Origin of the sequence: Actinoplanes sp. NPDC048988, assembly GCF_043197815.1 — a bacterium.
Lineage (GTDB): Bacteria > Actinomycetota > Actinomycetes > Mycobacteriales > Micromonosporaceae > Actinoplanes.
Window position 1 is genome coordinate 516000 of the sequence record NZ_JBICTW010000001.1, and the last position, 13899, is coordinate 529898.

16 protein-coding genes are annotated in these 13899 nt (G+C 70.8%); 5 read left to right on the forward strand and 11 right to left on the reverse strand.

Annotated features, from left to right (window positions below; all coding sequences use genetic code 11):
- Nucleotides 1-75 precede the first annotated feature (75 nt).
- The 7 genes from ACGFJ7_RS02480 to ACGFJ7_RS02510 form a co-directional block, all read right to left on the reverse strand.
- Nucleotides 76-759, reverse strand: a complete 684-nt coding sequence (locus ACGFJ7_RS02480) for a hypothetical protein (RefSeq protein WP_360242150.1) — start codon at nt 757-759, stop codon at nt 76-78.
- Nucleotides 756-1634 (reverse strand): ABC transporter ATP-binding protein, encoded by an 879-nt coding sequence (locus ACGFJ7_RS02485; protein ID WP_360242153.1) that lies wholly within the window; start codon nt 1632-1634, stop codon nt 756-758. Before ACGFJ7_RS02485 ends, ACGFJ7_RS02480 begins: the two co-directional genes overlap by 4 nt.
- On the reverse strand, nt 1631-1981 hold the full coding sequence (locus ACGFJ7_RS02490; RefSeq protein ID WP_360242156.1) for a GntR family transcriptional regulator: 351 nt from the start codon (nt 1979-1981) through the stop codon (nt 1631-1633). Before ACGFJ7_RS02490 ends, ACGFJ7_RS02485 begins: the two co-directional genes overlap by 4 nt.
- 87 nt (nt 1982-2068) lie before the next feature.
- Nucleotides 2069-2431, reverse strand: coding sequence for a hypothetical protein (locus tag ACGFJ7_RS02495; protein ID WP_360242159.1), 363 nt, complete (start codon nt 2429-2431; stop codon nt 2069-2071).
- Nucleotides 2428-3528 (reverse strand): cystathionine gamma-lyase, encoded by a 1101-nt coding sequence (locus ACGFJ7_RS02500; RefSeq protein ID WP_392640392.1) that lies wholly within the window; start codon nt 3526-3528, stop codon nt 2428-2430. The genes ACGFJ7_RS02495 and ACGFJ7_RS02500 overlap by 4 nt, the downstream gene beginning before the upstream one ends.
- Before the next feature lie 76 nt (nt 3529-3604).
- Complete coding sequence (locus tag ACGFJ7_RS02505) at nt 3605-4600, reverse strand: NAD(P)H-dependent glycerol-3-phosphate dehydrogenase (RefSeq protein ID WP_360242165.1); 996 nt, start codon at nt 4598-4600, stop codon at nt 3605-3607.
- Entirely contained in the window at nt 4597-5328 is a 732-nt protein-coding gene (locus ACGFJ7_RS02510) for a lysophospholipid acyltransferase family protein (protein WP_360242168.1), read from the reverse strand. The genes ACGFJ7_RS02505 and ACGFJ7_RS02510 overlap by 4 nt, the downstream gene beginning before the upstream one ends.
- Nucleotides 5329-5449: 121 nt before the next feature.
- Between ACGFJ7_RS02510 and cofC the strand changes: the two genes are divergently transcribed.
- Genes cofC through ACGFJ7_RS02530 form a run of 4 tightly spaced genes read left to right on the forward strand, consistent with a single transcriptional unit; the run spans nt 5450 to nt 9442 of the window.
- Nucleotides 5450-6085: a 2-phospho-L-lactate guanylyltransferase gene (gene cofC, locus ACGFJ7_RS02515; protein WP_392640396.1), complete on the forward strand. Its 636-nt coding sequence runs from the start codon at nt 5450-5452 to the stop codon at nt 6083-6085.
- 18 nt (nt 6086-6103) lie between these two features.
- A complete protein-coding gene (locus tag ACGFJ7_RS02520) occupies nt 6104-6301 on the forward strand; it encodes a cold-shock protein (RefSeq protein WP_360242174.1) in 198 nt (65 codons plus the stop codon).
- Nucleotides 6302-6344: 43 nt separating this feature from the next.
- A complete protein-coding gene (locus ACGFJ7_RS02525; RefSeq protein ID WP_360242177.1) occupies nt 6345-8561 on the forward strand; it encodes an RNA degradosome polyphosphate kinase in 2217 nt (738 codons plus the stop codon).
- Nucleotides 8561-9442 carry an NUDIX hydrolase gene (locus ACGFJ7_RS02530; RefSeq protein ID WP_360242180.1) on the forward strand — a complete coding sequence of 294 codons (882 nt, stop codon included), beginning with the start codon at nt 8561-8563 and terminating at the stop codon, nt 9440-9442. The genes ACGFJ7_RS02525 and ACGFJ7_RS02530 overlap by 1 nt, the downstream gene beginning before the upstream one ends.
- Here ACGFJ7_RS02530 and ACGFJ7_RS02535 read toward each other — a convergent pair.
- The 4 genes from ACGFJ7_RS02535 to leuC all read right to left on the reverse strand — a co-directional run bounded on the left by ACGFJ7_RS02535 (nt 9399) and on the right by leuC (nt 13043).
- A complete protein-coding gene (locus ACGFJ7_RS02535; protein WP_360242183.1) occupies nt 9399-9830 on the reverse strand; it encodes a hypothetical protein in 432 nt (143 codons plus the stop codon). The genes ACGFJ7_RS02530 and ACGFJ7_RS02535 overlap by 44 nt on opposite strands.
- A gap of 105 nt (nt 9831-9935) precedes the next feature.
- A complete protein-coding gene (locus ACGFJ7_RS02540; RefSeq protein WP_360242186.1) occupies nt 9936-10823 on the reverse strand; it encodes an HU family DNA-binding protein in 888 nt (295 codons plus the stop codon).
- A 178-nt stretch (nt 10824-11001) separates the two neighbouring features.
- Complete coding sequence (gene leuD / locus ACGFJ7_RS02545) at nt 11002-11589, reverse strand: 3-isopropylmalate dehydratase small subunit (protein WP_360242189.1); 588 nt, start codon at nt 11587-11589, stop codon at nt 11002-11004.
- A gap of 14 nt (nt 11590-11603) precedes the next feature.
- Nucleotides 11604-13043, reverse strand: a complete 1440-nt coding sequence (leuC, locus tag ACGFJ7_RS02550) for a 3-isopropylmalate dehydratase large subunit (protein WP_360242192.1) — start codon at nt 13041-13043, stop codon at nt 11604-11606.
- A 49-nt stretch (nt 13044-13092) separates the two neighbouring features.
- Here leuC and ACGFJ7_RS02555 point away from each other — a divergent pair, with 49 nt between their 5' ends.
- The gene (locus ACGFJ7_RS02555) at nt 13093-13779 is read left to right on the forward strand and encodes an IclR family transcriptional regulator (RefSeq protein WP_023561932.1); all 687 of its coding nucleotides are present in this window, start codon (nt 13093-13095) and stop codon (nt 13777-13779) included.
- Nucleotides 13780-13899: the final 120 nt, after the last annotated feature.

Here is a 13899-nt window from a genome sequence, read left to right on the forward strand (position 1 = left end):
ACTCTGCGTGAGCCACCGCCGGGATCCGCCGGTACGGCGCGAACTCGCAGTTCATCAGGCCTTTACGGCGCGTAGTCAGCCGGAGGTCCGCCGGATCGGGGTGTCCCGCATGACGCCGTACACCACGAGGAATCCGGCCACGAGCACGGTGAGCGTGATGACCAGCGCCGGCCCGTACGGAAGCCGGTGCGGGGTCTCGCCGAACTGGTCGAAGCGGACCAGGTTGTCGGCGACGGCGAGGGGGATCGCGCCGGGGATGATCAGGGGCACACCGATCCACGGGTTCCACCGGTAGAAGCCGGCCGTGACGAGCATGCCGGTCACCATGTACGCCATCGAGCCCGGCAGGAGATGGCCGAACTCCGCGAGAGCGCCGTCGAGGGTGAAGACCGGATAGGTGGCTCCGCGCAGGTCGAGCGCGCCCAGCAGCGTGCTCTCGATGGCGTGCCCCACGGTGACCAGGGCCGCGAAGAGCGCGGTCAGCGCGACCGCGAACATCGCCAGGCCGCCCAGGAACTCGCCGCGGGTGATGCCGTTGGCCACGAACAGCTTCAGATGCAGGCTGATCACGAGGATGCCGGCGACCAGCGGCCAGTACTTGATGGCGGCGCCGGCCATGACGATCCAGAAGCTGAACCTGTTCGGGCCGACCGCCTGGTCGATGACGACCAGTCCGATCACCTCGACGGCCAGCATGATGCCCCAGAAGATGAGCAGGATCGGCCGGTAGAGCCGGAACAGCGTGCCGAACACGGTCATCGCGACGCCTCCAGCGGCTGCGAGGTGAGGTGGACGAACAGGTCCTGGATGCCGATCGGGCCGAAGCTGAGCCCGGCCGCCTCGCCGCGCTCGATGTCGTCGGCCCCGAAGCGGCCGTCGAGGGTGACGGCGCGCACGCCGCCGAGGTTCTGCTCGCCGAGGACGGTGTGCCCGGCGGTGAAGGCGGTGACGGCCTCGGCCGGGCCGGTCACGGTGACGCCGCGGCCGCGCAGGGCGTCGGTCTCGTCGTGCACGATGACCCGGCCGCGGTCCATGATGACCACCCGCTCGAACAGGTCGGCGACCTCCTCGATGAGGTGGGTGGAGAGGATGATAGTGCGCGGGTGCCGGAGGTAGTCGTCCAGCAGTTCGCGGTAGAACAGGGTGCGCGCCACCGCGTCCATGCCGAGGTAGGACTCGTCCAGGATGGTCAGCGGGGTGCGCGCGGCCAGCCCGAGCACCACGCCGAAGGCGGAGCGCTGGCCGCGGGAGAGCGCCGAGACCCGCTTGCGGGGCTTCAGATCGAAGACCTCGATCAGGTGCGCGGCGTACGAGGCGTCCCACGTGGGCCGCAGGCGGCCGGCCAGATCGAGCGCCGCCTGGAGGCGGTCGGAGTCGCTCAGGTCGAGCGTGTCGCGGACGAAGCAGGTGCGGCGGGCCACGCGCGGGTTCTCGAAGGCCTCCTCGCCGTCGATCCGGACAAAACCGGAGGACGGCTTGCGGTACGAGGCGATCGCGCTCAGCAGGCTCGTCTTGCCGGAGCCGTTGCGGCCGAGCAGGCCGTAGATCTTTCCGCCGTCCAGGTCGAGGTCGACGCTGTCGACGGCCACGGTCCCGCCGTACCGGACGGTGAGGTCGCGTATCTCGATGCTCACTTCTCCCCCAGGTGCTTGACGATCTCGTCGACGCTGATGCCGATCCGTTTCGCCTCGTCGAGCATCGGGGCGACCACCTCGGCGAAGAACCGCTCGCGCCGCTCGGCGCGGAGCCGGGCCCGGGCGTCGGGACTGACGAACATGCCGATCCCGCGCCGTTTGTAGAGCACGCCCTCGTCGACGAGCTGGGCGAAGCCCTTCGCCGCGGTGGCGGGGTTGATCCGGTAGAACGCCGCGTACTGGTTGGTCGACATCACCTGCTGCTCCTCCTCGAGGCTGCCGCTGAGGATGTCGTTCTTGATGCCCTCGGCGATCTGGAGGTAGATCGGGCTGCGGTCGTGGAACACGCGCCGAGCCTCCCTACTTCAGTGGTTCATTACTCATGTAACGAACCGTAGACGTACGGAGCAAAGGTCTTCAATAGATTTCTCGACCTAGGCCGCGAAGGTCTGCGGCAGCACGCCGGAGTCCCAGAGGCGGTCCAGGTGGGCCAAAAAGCCGGTCAGGCTGCGCTCCAGGTCGCGGCGCTCGGCCTCCGGCAGCACGGCCAGCGGGTCGCTGAGGACCAGGCCCTCCGGGTGCTTGGCCCGGGTGCCGACGAACTTCCGGCAGCCCGAGCACCACACGTAGCTGACCAGGGTCGGGCGGCGGGCGCCGGCGGGCGCGGTGAAGTACGCCCGCAGGCGGCGCTCCCCGCAGGCCGGGCAGTCCCGCTCGCCCGGCTCCGCGAAGAAGCTCGCCCCCTGGGTCAGCGACGCGACCTGGTCACCGGAGAAGCCGCTCCAGGTCACGCTCACGCCTCGTCCAGCGCCGCCGTCAGATCGGCCAGCAGGTCGGCGGTGTCCTCGATCCCGCAGGAGAACCGCACGAAGCCCGGCGACGTGTCGTCGCCCCACTGGGCGCGCCGGTCGGCCGTGCTGTGCACGCCGCCGAACGAGGTGGCCGCGAAGACCAGCCCGGAGGCGGCCAGGAACCGGGCCACCCGGGCCTCGTCGCCGAGGTCGAACGAGACCACGCCGGGGATCCGGCGCATCTGCCGCCGGGCCACCGGGTACGACGGGTCGCCCTCCAGGCCGGGCCAGCGCACCCCGGTCACGTCGTCGCGCGAGGCCAGGAACGCGGCCACCGCGGCCGCGTTCTGGGTCTGCCGGGCCAGCCGCAGGTCGAGCGTGGCGATCGAGCGGTGGGCCAGCCACGCGTCGAACGCGCCCGGCACGGCGCCGGTCTGCTTGCGCCAGGTCTCCACCTTGTCGTGCAGCGCGTCGTCGTTCGTCGACACGTAGCCCAGCAGGACATCGGAGTGGCCGGTCAGCGCCTTGGTACCGGAGGCGACGACGAGGTCGGCCCCGAGCGCCAGCGGCGTCTGCCCGAGCGGCGTGGCCGTCGTGTTGTCCACCGCGACCAGCGCGCCCGCCTCGTGCGCGGCCCGCGACAGGGCTTCGATGTCGCAGACGTCGAGGCCGGGGTTGGCCGGGGTTTCCAGCAGGACCAGCCGGACGCCCTCGAAGCTCGGGTAGGGCCCGGCGGTCGGCACGAGCAGCGTCTTCACGCCGAGGTCGCGCAGCGTGCCCTCGGCGAACGCCCGGACGGTGAAGTAGCCGTCCGACGGCAGGGCCACGGTGTCGCCGGTGCGCAGCACCGACAGCATCAGCGCCGTGATGGCGGCCTGGCCGCTGGAGAAGACCAGCGTCCGGCCACCCTCGAGCTCGCCGATGGCCGACTCGAGGTTGCGCCGGGTCGGGTGCTGGGTGCGGGCGTAGTCGTTCTGGCCCGGCCCGGTCTCCGGGTCGAGGTGGTAGGGCGCGGCGAACACCGGCCCGGGTAGAAAGGGCTCACCGACAGCGGGCTCGGGAAGCCCCGCGTGCACAGCGCGTGTCCCATCTGAATAGCTCATACCAATTCTCCGCCTCGCTCCGAATCGGCATGAGGCACAACAGCACTGAGCTGGCTGATTCGCTCGCTGCGCTCGCTCATTCCGGCTTCATCTCCCGGCCCATCAGCAGTTTCACCGCGACCCGCGGGTCGGCCCCTTCGTGGCAGACCTTCTCGACCTGCTCGGTGATCGGCATCTCCACGCCGTGCGCCCGCGCCAGGTCGCGGATCGCCAGACAGCTCTTCACGCCCTCGGCGGTCTGCCGGGCGGCCGCCTGGGCCTGCTCCAGCGTCTTGCCGAGACCGAGCTGCTCACCGAACGTACGGTTGCGCGACAGCGGGGACGAGCAGGTCGCGACCAGGTCACCCAGACCGGCGAGGCCGGCGAAGGTCAGCGGGTCGGCGCCCAGCGCCGCGCCCAGCCGGGCCGTCTCGGCCAGCCCCCGGGTGATCAGCGACGCCCGGGTGTTGTCGCCCAGGCCCATGGCGGCCGCCATCCCGTAGGCCAGCGCGATCACGTTCTTGACGGCGCCGCCCAGCTCGCAGCCGATCAGGTCCTCGCTCGTGTACGGGCGCAGGTACGGCAGGGCCATCGCGTGCTGCACGGCCCGGCAGCGTTCGGCGTCGGTGCCGGCGACCACGGTGGCGGCCGGCTGCTCGGCGGCGATCTCGGGCGCCAGGTTGGGACCGGAGACCACCACCACCCGGTCCTGCTCGACGTGGGCGGTCTCGACGATGACCTGGCTCATCCGCTTGGTCGTGCCGAGCTCGATGCCCTTCATCAGCGACACGATGGTCGAGCCGGGCTCGAAGGCGCCGGCCCACTCGGCCAGGTTGCCGCGCAGCGTCTGCGACGGCACCGCGATGGCCACCAGTTCGGCCCCGGCCACCGCCTCGGCCAGCTCAGTGGTCGCGGAGATGCGCTCGGGCAGCTTGATGCCGGGCAGCGCGCCCTCGTTGACGTGGCTGTCCCGGATCGAGGTGGCGACCGCGTCGCGCCGGGCCCACATCGTCACCTCGGCGCCCGCCTCGGCCAGCACCTTGGCAAAGGCGGTGCCCCAGGCGCCCGATCCGATGACCGCGGCCCGGGTCATGCGCTCTCCTCCGACGTGATGGCGTTCTTCTTCGGGCGCTCGTACAGCGCCGCCGGCGGCTGCTCGTGGCGCAGCGTGCCCAGCAGCGCGCTGATGTCGCGCATGATGTGCTCGGTCATCTCCTCGAGCACCGGCCGCGACGGCGTCGCGCCGGCCCAGCGGCTCAGATCGACCGGGTCGCCGGCGGTCACGGTCACCCGGCGCCGCGGGCGCAGGCTGAGCTTGCCGGTCCGCGGGTCGAAGATCTCGTGGGCGCCCCAGTTGGCCATCGGGATCACCTGGGCCCCGGTGACCAGGGCCAGCCGGGCGGCGCCGGTCTTGCCGCGCATCGGCCACAGCTCGGGGTCGCGGGTGGTCGTGCCCTCGGGGTAGATGACCACGACGCCGTTCTGGTTCAGGGCGTCGATGAGCACGTCGAGCGACTTCACGGCCTCGACGCTGCCGCGCTCGACCGGGATCTGCTTGACCTTGCGCAGGAACGGGCCCATCACCGGCACCCGCCACAGGCTGGCCTTGCCGAGGAACTGCGGCCACCGGCCGGCGCCGTAGATGTAGTGCGCGACCACGAGCGGATCGAAGTGCGACACGTGGTTGGGGACGAGGATCACGCCGCCCGTCTTCGGGATCTTCTCCATGTCGAGCCAGGTCCGCTTGGTCCAGACCTTGAGCACGGGAATCACCAGCACGGCCGCGAACCGCCGCCAGAATCCGAGCCTGCGGTGCGCCACGGCCCCTCCTACCTGCTGTGCGGCGTGTCCCCGCCGCGTCTCAAATACGAAATCATGCCCGCTCGAAGCCTGCGGTACCAGGTAGGGGTCCTTACCGCCGGCGGCTGGCACACTTGGCCGAATGGGTGGGGACTGGACGGCGATCATGCCGGTCAAGCGGCTGCACGCGGCCAAGAGCCGGTTGCGCGGCGCGGTTCCGCTGTCCCGGCACGCCGATCTGGCGCTCGCCATGGTGCTCGACACAGCGACCGCGGTGATCTCCGTGTGCGATCTCATCGTTGTGACCGACGACCCAGTGACCGCGACGGCCGTCACAGAGCTGGGCGCGCGAGTGGTGCCCGATCTCCCGGGCGCCGGGCTGAACGAGGCCATGCGGTACGGCGCCGACGAGGTCACCGGGCTCGGCCGGCGCCGGGCGGTGCTCGCCGGTGATCTTCCGGCCCTGCGCCCGGCCGAGTTCGACGCGGCATTGAGCGCCGTCGGCCACCGGGCTTTCGTGGCCGACGCCGCGGGCACCGGCACCGTGCTCCTGGGCGCCGCTGCGGGCGTACACCTCAATCCGCTCTTCGGAATCGGCTCGGCGCGGGCCCACGCCGAGTCGGGTGCGCGGGCCCTCGAGGGCGATTGGCCGGGCCTGCGGCAGGACGTCGACACCCCGGCCGACCTGGCCACCGTCCTCGCCCTGGGCGCCGGGAGGCACACCTGCGCCCTCCTGCGTGATCTGGGACTCAAGGTGGCCTGCGTCCCGGCCGCCTGAGGCGGTAGCGTCGAGGCCATGCAGGGGACGATCGCGACCTTCGACGCCGGCGACCGCAGCGGCACGCTTCTTCTGGACGACGGGACTGAGCTGGCCTTCGGCGCGCCCGCGTTCGACGGTTCCGGCCTGCGCAAGCTCCGGCTCGGTCAACGGGTCGACGTGGAGCGTGATCCGGGCGGCATTGTCCGTCAGGTGAGAATCCCCGGCATCGTCTAGGCAGCGCGTTTCACGTTCCGCCGAAAGCGGCAATGATGGAGCGATGCAGACCCCGCCCCGGACCCCGGAAAGCCGTCGGCGTGGCCCGAACGGCCGTTTCCTCCCGCGATCGGCCGAGCAGAAGACAACGGAGCAACTCGTGACCGCCAGCACCGAACCCGTCGAGGCGCCCGAGCAGGACCGCCCGGAACTGCCCGAGGACCGCTTCCTCAACCGCGAGCTGTCGTGGCTCGATTTCAACTCGCGCGTGCTGACGCTGGCCGAGGAGCCGAAGACGCCGCTGCTGGAGCGGGCCAAGTTCCTGGCCATCTTCGCCAGCAACCTCGACGAGTTCTACATGGTCCGGGTGGCCGGGCTCAAGCGCCGTCTCAGCGCCGGCCTGCCGATGCGCGGCGGCGACCGCAGCTCGCTGCGCAACCAGCTCGAGATGATCTCGCAGCGGGTGGCCGACCTGGTGACCCGTCAGGCCGCCTGCTTCGCCGACGAGGTCCGTCCCAAGCTGTCGGCCGAGGGCATCGAGCTGGTCTCCTGGAGCGAGCTCGACGCGCCCGAGCGCGAGCGTCTGCGCACGTACTTCCGCGAGCAGATCTTCCCGGTGCTGACCCCGCTGGCGGTCGACCCGGCGCACCCGTTCCCGTACATCTCGAGCCGTTCGCTCAACCTCGCGGTCGCCCTGCGTGACCCGGACGACGCCAACGCCGAGCTGTTCGCCCGGATCAAGGTGCCGAACAACGTGCCGCGCTTCGTCACCGTGCAGAACGACAGCCGGGGCGTGCGCTTCCTGCCCGTCGAGGAACTGGTGGCGGTCCACCTCGACCAGCTCTTCCCTGGCATGCAGGTGCTCGAGTGGCACCTGTTCCGGGTCACCCGCAACGCCGAGCTCGAGGTCGACGAGGACCGCGACGAGGACCTGCTGCAGGCCCTGGAGCGCGAGCTGGCCCAGCGCCGCTTCGGCCCGCCGGTCCGGCTCGAGGTGGCCGCCTCGATCAGCGACCACGTGCTCGAACTGCTCGTGCGCGAGCTCGACATGGACAGCGAGGACGTGCAGCGGGTGCCCGGCCTGCTCGACCTGTCGGCGCTGTGGCAGGTGTTCGGCGAGAGCGACCGCGACGACCTCAAGGACCGCCCGTTCGTCCCGGCCACCCACCCGCAGCTGGCCGACGGCGAGGTGCCGCGCAGCGTCTTCAACCGGCTGCGCGAGAGCGACATCCTGGTCCACCACCCGTACCACTCGTTCTCCACCAGCGTGCAGCGCTTCATCGAGCAGGCCGCGGCCGACCCCAACGTGCTCGCCATCAAGCAGACGCTCTACCGCACCTCGGGCGACTCGCCGATCGTCGACGCGCTGGTTGACGCGGCCGCCGCCGGCAAGCAGGTGGTGGTGCTGGTCGAGGTGAAGGCCCGCTTCGACGAGGTGGCCAACATCGCCTGGGCCCGGACGCTGGAGCGGGCCGGCTGCCACGTCGTCTACGGCCTGGTCGGCCTGAAGACCCACTGCAAGACCGCTTTGGTGGTACGGCAGGAGGGGAACCAGATCCGGCGCTACTGCCACATCGGCACGGGCAACTACCACCCCAAGACCGCCCGGCTGTACGAGGACTTCGGCATGCTCACCGCCGATCCCGAGGTCGGCGCCGACGTCACCGACCTGTTCAACGTGCTGACCGGTTACAGCCGCCAGCGCAAGTACCGCCGCCTGCTGGTGGCGCCGCACGGCGTGCGCTCCGGCCTCATCGAGCGGATCGAGGAGCAGGCCCGCATCGCCCGCGAGGGCGGTGAGGCGCTGGTGCAGATCAAGGTGAACTCGCTGGTCGACGAGGAGAGCATCGACGCGCTCTACCGGGCCTCACAGGACGGTGTGAAGGTCGACCTGATCATCCGGGGCATGTGCGCGCTGCGGCCCGGCGTGCCCGGCCTCTCCGAGAACATCCGGGTCCGCTCGATCGTCGGCCGTTTCCTGGAACACTCGCGGGTCTTCCGGTTCGGTGTCGGCGACGACGCGGAGTACTGGATCGGCTCGGCCGACCTGATGCACCGCAACCTCGACCGTCGCGTCGAGGCGCTGGTCAAGGTGGTCAAGCCGAGCGCCCGCGAGGAGCTGCGGTACGTGCTGGAGCTGTCGATGGACGACACCACCGAGGGCTTCGACCTGCACGGCGACGGCACGTGGCACCGCAACCCGGCCAGCCAGGCCGAGACGAGCATGCACCTGCAGGAGGCGCTGCTGCGCCGCGTCGACAAGAAGACGAAGGCGGTCTGATGCCGGAGCCGATCCGCGCCGCCGGCGGGGTGCTGTACCGCCGGGCCGGCGACGGCCTCGAGGTCTGCCTGGTGCACCGCCCCCGGTACGACGACTGGGCTCTGCCCAAGGGCCACCTCGACAAGGGCGAGCCGGCGATGCTGGGCGCGATCCGCGAGGTGCTGGAGGAGACCGGCCGGCGGGGCCGTCCCGAGCTGGCCCTGCCCCGCGTGGAATACGACCTGCCCGACGGCCGCCCCAAGACGGTGGACTACTGGCTGATGGCGGTCACCGGCGACGAGGCCCCGGTCCAGGACACCGACGAGGTGGACCAGATCGCGTGGCTGCCGCTGGCCGAGGCGGCGGCCCGGGTCAGCTACGGCGACGAGCGCGCCCTGCTCGACCACGTGGCCACCCTGCCGCCGGTCACCGCCGTGGCGGTGCTGGTCCGGCACGCGCACGCCGGCGAGCGCAAGAAGTGGAACGGCAACGACGCCCTGCGCCCGATCGACCCCGTCGGGCAGACCCAGGCCCGGCGCATCGCCGAGCTGGTGGCGCCGCTCGCACCGGAACGGCTGGTGGCGGCGACGCCGCTGCGGTGCAAGCAAACCCTGGAACCGCTCGCGGCCGCGCTCGGCGGCAAGCCGATCGTGATGGACGGCGGTTTCGCCGAGCCGTCCGACGCCGACGAGGCGCCGGCCAAAGCCAAACTGGCCGCCCAGCGCCTGTCCGATCTGCGATCCGGCGGCCTGGTCATGGTCTGCAGCCAGGGCAAGCTGATCCCGGGACTGCTGGCCACGCTGGCCGACGCGGCCGATCCGGCGCCCTACAAGACGGCCAAGGGCGACGGCTGGCTGCTCACCTGGTCCGGCGACCGGCTGCTGGGGCTGTCGCGGCTCTGATTTTCGAGGGCGGGCGGGTGTCCGCCCGCCAGAGGCCGAGCCGGTCGCCGGTGAGCCAGCGGGCCCGCCACAGCTCGTCCGCGCGCGGCTCCCAGTCGCGATAGGGCAGCAGCGCGACCCGCCAGCTCAACACACAGACGAGATACCAGTTGTAGACGGGGATCAACCCCAGAAAGGCGTCCCGGGGCCGGTACGAGGCCCACGGGGCCAGCAAACGCACGGCCAGGCCGGCCCAGGCGCCGGTGACGACCCAGTCGAGCAGGCCCGAGCCGGTCCAGCGCTCGGCCAGCCCGCCCAGCGTCCAGCCCGGCACGACGGCGGCCACGAACAGCCACGCCGCGATCAGCGACCGTCCCACCAGCCCGCGCGGCGACGCTCTGCGCTCCATGACCGGACGGTAGGCACAGTGGCCGCTTCCGCGCCGGGACACAGAAAAAGCGTCCACCGTACGGGTGGACGCCTTCTCGGCGGTGCGTGCTTCGGCTCAGGGGCCTCAGCTGGTCTTGCGGGCGCGCGGCGCGCGGGCGCGGGACGGGGTCTCCGCCGCGGCCGCGGTCGTCGTCTTGCGGGCGGTCGTCTTCTTGGCCGCGGCGGTCTTCGTCGCGGTGGCAGCCTTCTTGGCGGGGGCGGCCTTGGTCGCGGCGGTCTTCTTCGCCGCGGTCGCCTTGGTGGCGGTGGCCTTGGTCGCAGTCGCCTTGGTGGCAGTCGCCTTGGTAGCGGTCGCCTTGGTAGCGGCCGCCTTGGTGGCAGTGGACTTCGCCGGCGCCGCCTTGGTCGCCGTCGCCTTGGTGGCGGCGGTCTTGGCGGGCGCGGCCTTGGTGGCCGTCGTCTTCTTGGCGGCGGCCGTCTTGGTCGCGGCCGTCGTCGTCTTGGCCGGGGCCGCCTTGGTGGCGGCGGTCTTCTTGGCTGCCGTCGCCTTGGTGGCGGTGGCCTTGGTGGCAGTCGCCTTCGTCGCGGTGGCCTTGGTGGCCGTCGCCTTGGTGGCGGTCGTCTTCGCCGGGGTGGCGGTGGTCTTCGCCGGGGTGGCCTTCGTGGCGGCAGCCGCCTTCGTGGCGGTCGCCTTGGTGGCGGTGGCCTTCTTGGCCGGGGCCGCGGGCTTCGCGACCTTTCCGCTCGCCACCATCTCGCGGAAGGCGGTGCCAGGCTTGAAGGCCGGCACCGATGTTTTCTTCACTTTCACCGGTTCGCCGGTGCGAGGATTGCGGGCCGTACGCGCATTGCGTGCCCGCTTCTCGAAGACGCCGAAGCCGGTGATGGCAACCCGGTCGCCCTTGGTGACGGCGTTCTCCACCTCGCTGATGACCGCGTCGAGCGCCGCCGTCGCGGTTTTCCGGTCACCTAGCCGGGCGGCCAGTGCCTCGATAAGCTCGGCCTTGTTCACGATTTTCCTCCCGAACGTGAGAAGTGGCCCAATGCGAGCCATTCTGCGCGCACCGTATGCCCTCTGACCAGCAGACACAAACATTAGTGTCAAAAAAACCCTTGTGTTACAACGAAATCGCCCCCACCGGGGATGCGGTGGAGGCGAGATTTCGTGCCAGGACAGGGATTTTCGTTGCTCAGGCGACGACCGGCTTGAAGGCGGGACGCTTCTTCTCGTACGCCGTGATGAGCTCTTCGTGGCGCAGCGTCAGTCCGATGTCGTCGAGGCCTTCCATAAGCCTCCACCTGCTGAAATCGTCGATCGGGAACGACCAGGAGGCGTCGTCCACGCGCACCTGACGGGCGCCGAGGTCGACCGTGATCTGCTTCTCCGGCTCGCTCTCACCGAGGTCCCAGAGGGCTTCCACGGCTTTCTGATCGAGCTGGACCGGCAGCAGACCCTCCTTCAGAGCATTCCCCCGGAAGATATCGCCGAAGCGGGCCGCGATGACCACCTTGAAGCCCCAGTCGCGTAGCGCCCAGACCGCGTGCTGACGCGAGGATCCGGTGCCGAAGTTGGGTCCGGCGACCAGGATCGTGGCCCCGGCGTGGGCCGGATTGTTGAGCACGAAGGAGGGGTCGTCCTTCCACGCGCTGAACAGACCGTCCTCGAAACCGGTCCGGGTGACCCGCTTCAGATAGACCGCCGGGATGATCTGATCGGTGTCCACATCGGAGCGGCGCAGCGGCATGACCTTGCCGCTGTGGGTGACGAACTTGTCCATGTCTTTCTCCGGTCTCAGAGGTCGGCGGGGGCGGCCAGCTTGCCGACCACGGCGGTGGCGGCGGCGACCTGCGGCGAGACCAGGTGCGTACGGCCGCCCTTGCCCTGCCGTCCCTCGAAGTTGCGGTTGGAGGTCGAAGCGGCGCGCTGGCCCGGGCTGAGCGTGTCCGGGTTCATGCCCAGGCACATGGAACAGCCCGCGAACCGCCACTCGGCGCCGGCCTCGGTGAAGACCTTGTCCAGCCCCTCGGCCTCGGCCGCCTCGCGCACCTTGTACGACCCCGGCACGATCATCATGCGGACGCCGTCGTGCACCTTGTGGCCGCGGATGACGTCGGCCGCCGCGCGCAGGTCCTCGATCCGGCCGTTGGTGCAGGAGCCGACGAAGACCACGTCGACCGGAACGTCCTTGAACGGCGTGCCCGGCGCGAGATCCATGTATTCCAGGGCCCGGCGGGCGGCGTTGCGGTCGGTCTCCTCGATGAACTCGTCGGGGTCCGGAACCACGCTGTCGAGCGGGGCGCCCTGACCGGGGTTGGTGCCCCAGGTGATGAACGGGCTGATCGCCGACGCGTCCAGGATGATCTCGGTGTCGTACTCGGCGCCCTCGTCGGTGACGAGCGTGCGCCAGTACTCGACGGCGGCGTCCCACTGCTCGCCCTGAGGCGCGTGCTCGCGGCCCTTCAGGTACGCGAACGTGGTGTCGTCGGGCGCGATCATGCCGGCCTTGGCGCCCCACTCGATGCTCATGTTGCAGATGGTCATCCGGCCCTCCATGGAGAGCTTGCGGATGGCCTCACCGCGGTACTCCACGATGTGGCCGTTGCCGCCGCCGGTGCCGGTCTGCGTGATGAGGGCGAGGATCAGATCCTTGGCGCTGACCCCCGGGCCGAGCTCGCCGACGACCGTGACGGCCATCGTCTTCGGCTTCGCCTGCGGCAGCGTCTGGGTGGCCAGCACGTGCTCGACCTCACTGGTGCCGATGCCGAAGGCCAGCGCGCCGAACGCGCCGTGGGTGGCGGTGTGCGAGTCGCCACAGACGATGGTCGTGCCCGGCTGGGTGAGACCGAGCTGCGGCCCGATCACGTGGACGATGCCCTGGTTGATGTCGCCCAGCGGGCGGATCTGCACGCCGAACTCGGCGCAGTTCTTGCGCAGCGTCTCGATCTGCGTCCGCGAGGTGGTGTCGGCGATGGTGAAAAGCTCGCCGCGCTTGGTGTTGAACGCCGGGTCGGCATAGCCGGTCGGCGTGTTGTGGTCCTCGGTCGCGAGCGTGAGATCGGTGCGTCGAACCTGACGACCGGCCATGCGCAGGCCGTCGAAGGCCTGCGGGCTGGTCACCTCGTGCAAGAGGTGCAGGTCGATGTAGAGCAGATCAGGCTCACCCTCGGCAGCACGCACGACATGGTCGTCCCAGACCTTTTCGGCCAGGGTCCTCGGAGTGACTCCCACCATCTGGACATCCTAAATTCTGGGAGGTATGTTTCGGCTTGTGGGACACAGTATGAGCGGTGTCGGCGTTCTCGACAAGGCGGTCGTCATCTTGGCGGCCTGTGTCGACGGCGCCAGCCTGGCGGAACTCGTCGACCGAACGAAGCTGCCCCGGGCGACCGCACATCGCCTGGCCCAGGCCCTGGAGATCCACCGGATGCTGGTGCGCGACACCCAGGGCCGGTGGCGTCCCGGCCCCCGCCTGGGCGAGCTGGCCAACGCCGCGCCGGACGTGCTGCTGACCGCGGCCGAACCCCTGCTTTCCGCATTGCGGGACGCGACCGGGGAGAGCGCGCAGCTCTACTTGCGCCGTGCGGACGAACGCATCTGCGTGGCCGCCGCCGAACGCGCCAGCGGCCTGCGCGACACGGTCCCGGTGGGCTCGGTACTGCCGATGGTGGCCGGTTCGGCGGCCCAGATCCTGCTGGCGTGGGAGCCGCCCGAGGCAGTCATGCCGCTGCTGCCCCGCTGCAAGTTCACCGGCCGCACCCTGGCCGAGGTCCGCCGCCGCGGCTGGGCCCAGAGCGTCGCCGAACGCGAGCCCGGCGTGGCCAGCGTCTCGGCCCCGATCCGCGACCGCACGGGGCGGGTCATCGCGTCCATCTCGATAAGCGGTCCGATCGAACGCCTCGGACGCCGCCCCGGAGAGCGGCACGCGATGGCGGTCGTCCGCGCGGGGCAACGCCTTTCCGGCCTCTGACACCCGACGCGACCGGGCGGGGCGACTCGTTGTCCCGCTTTTCCCTCCGCGGTCACGCCTACTCGCGTCGCCTGCGCCCGTCGTGCCGACCCGCCTACGCGCGCCGCCGGACGCCTGTAG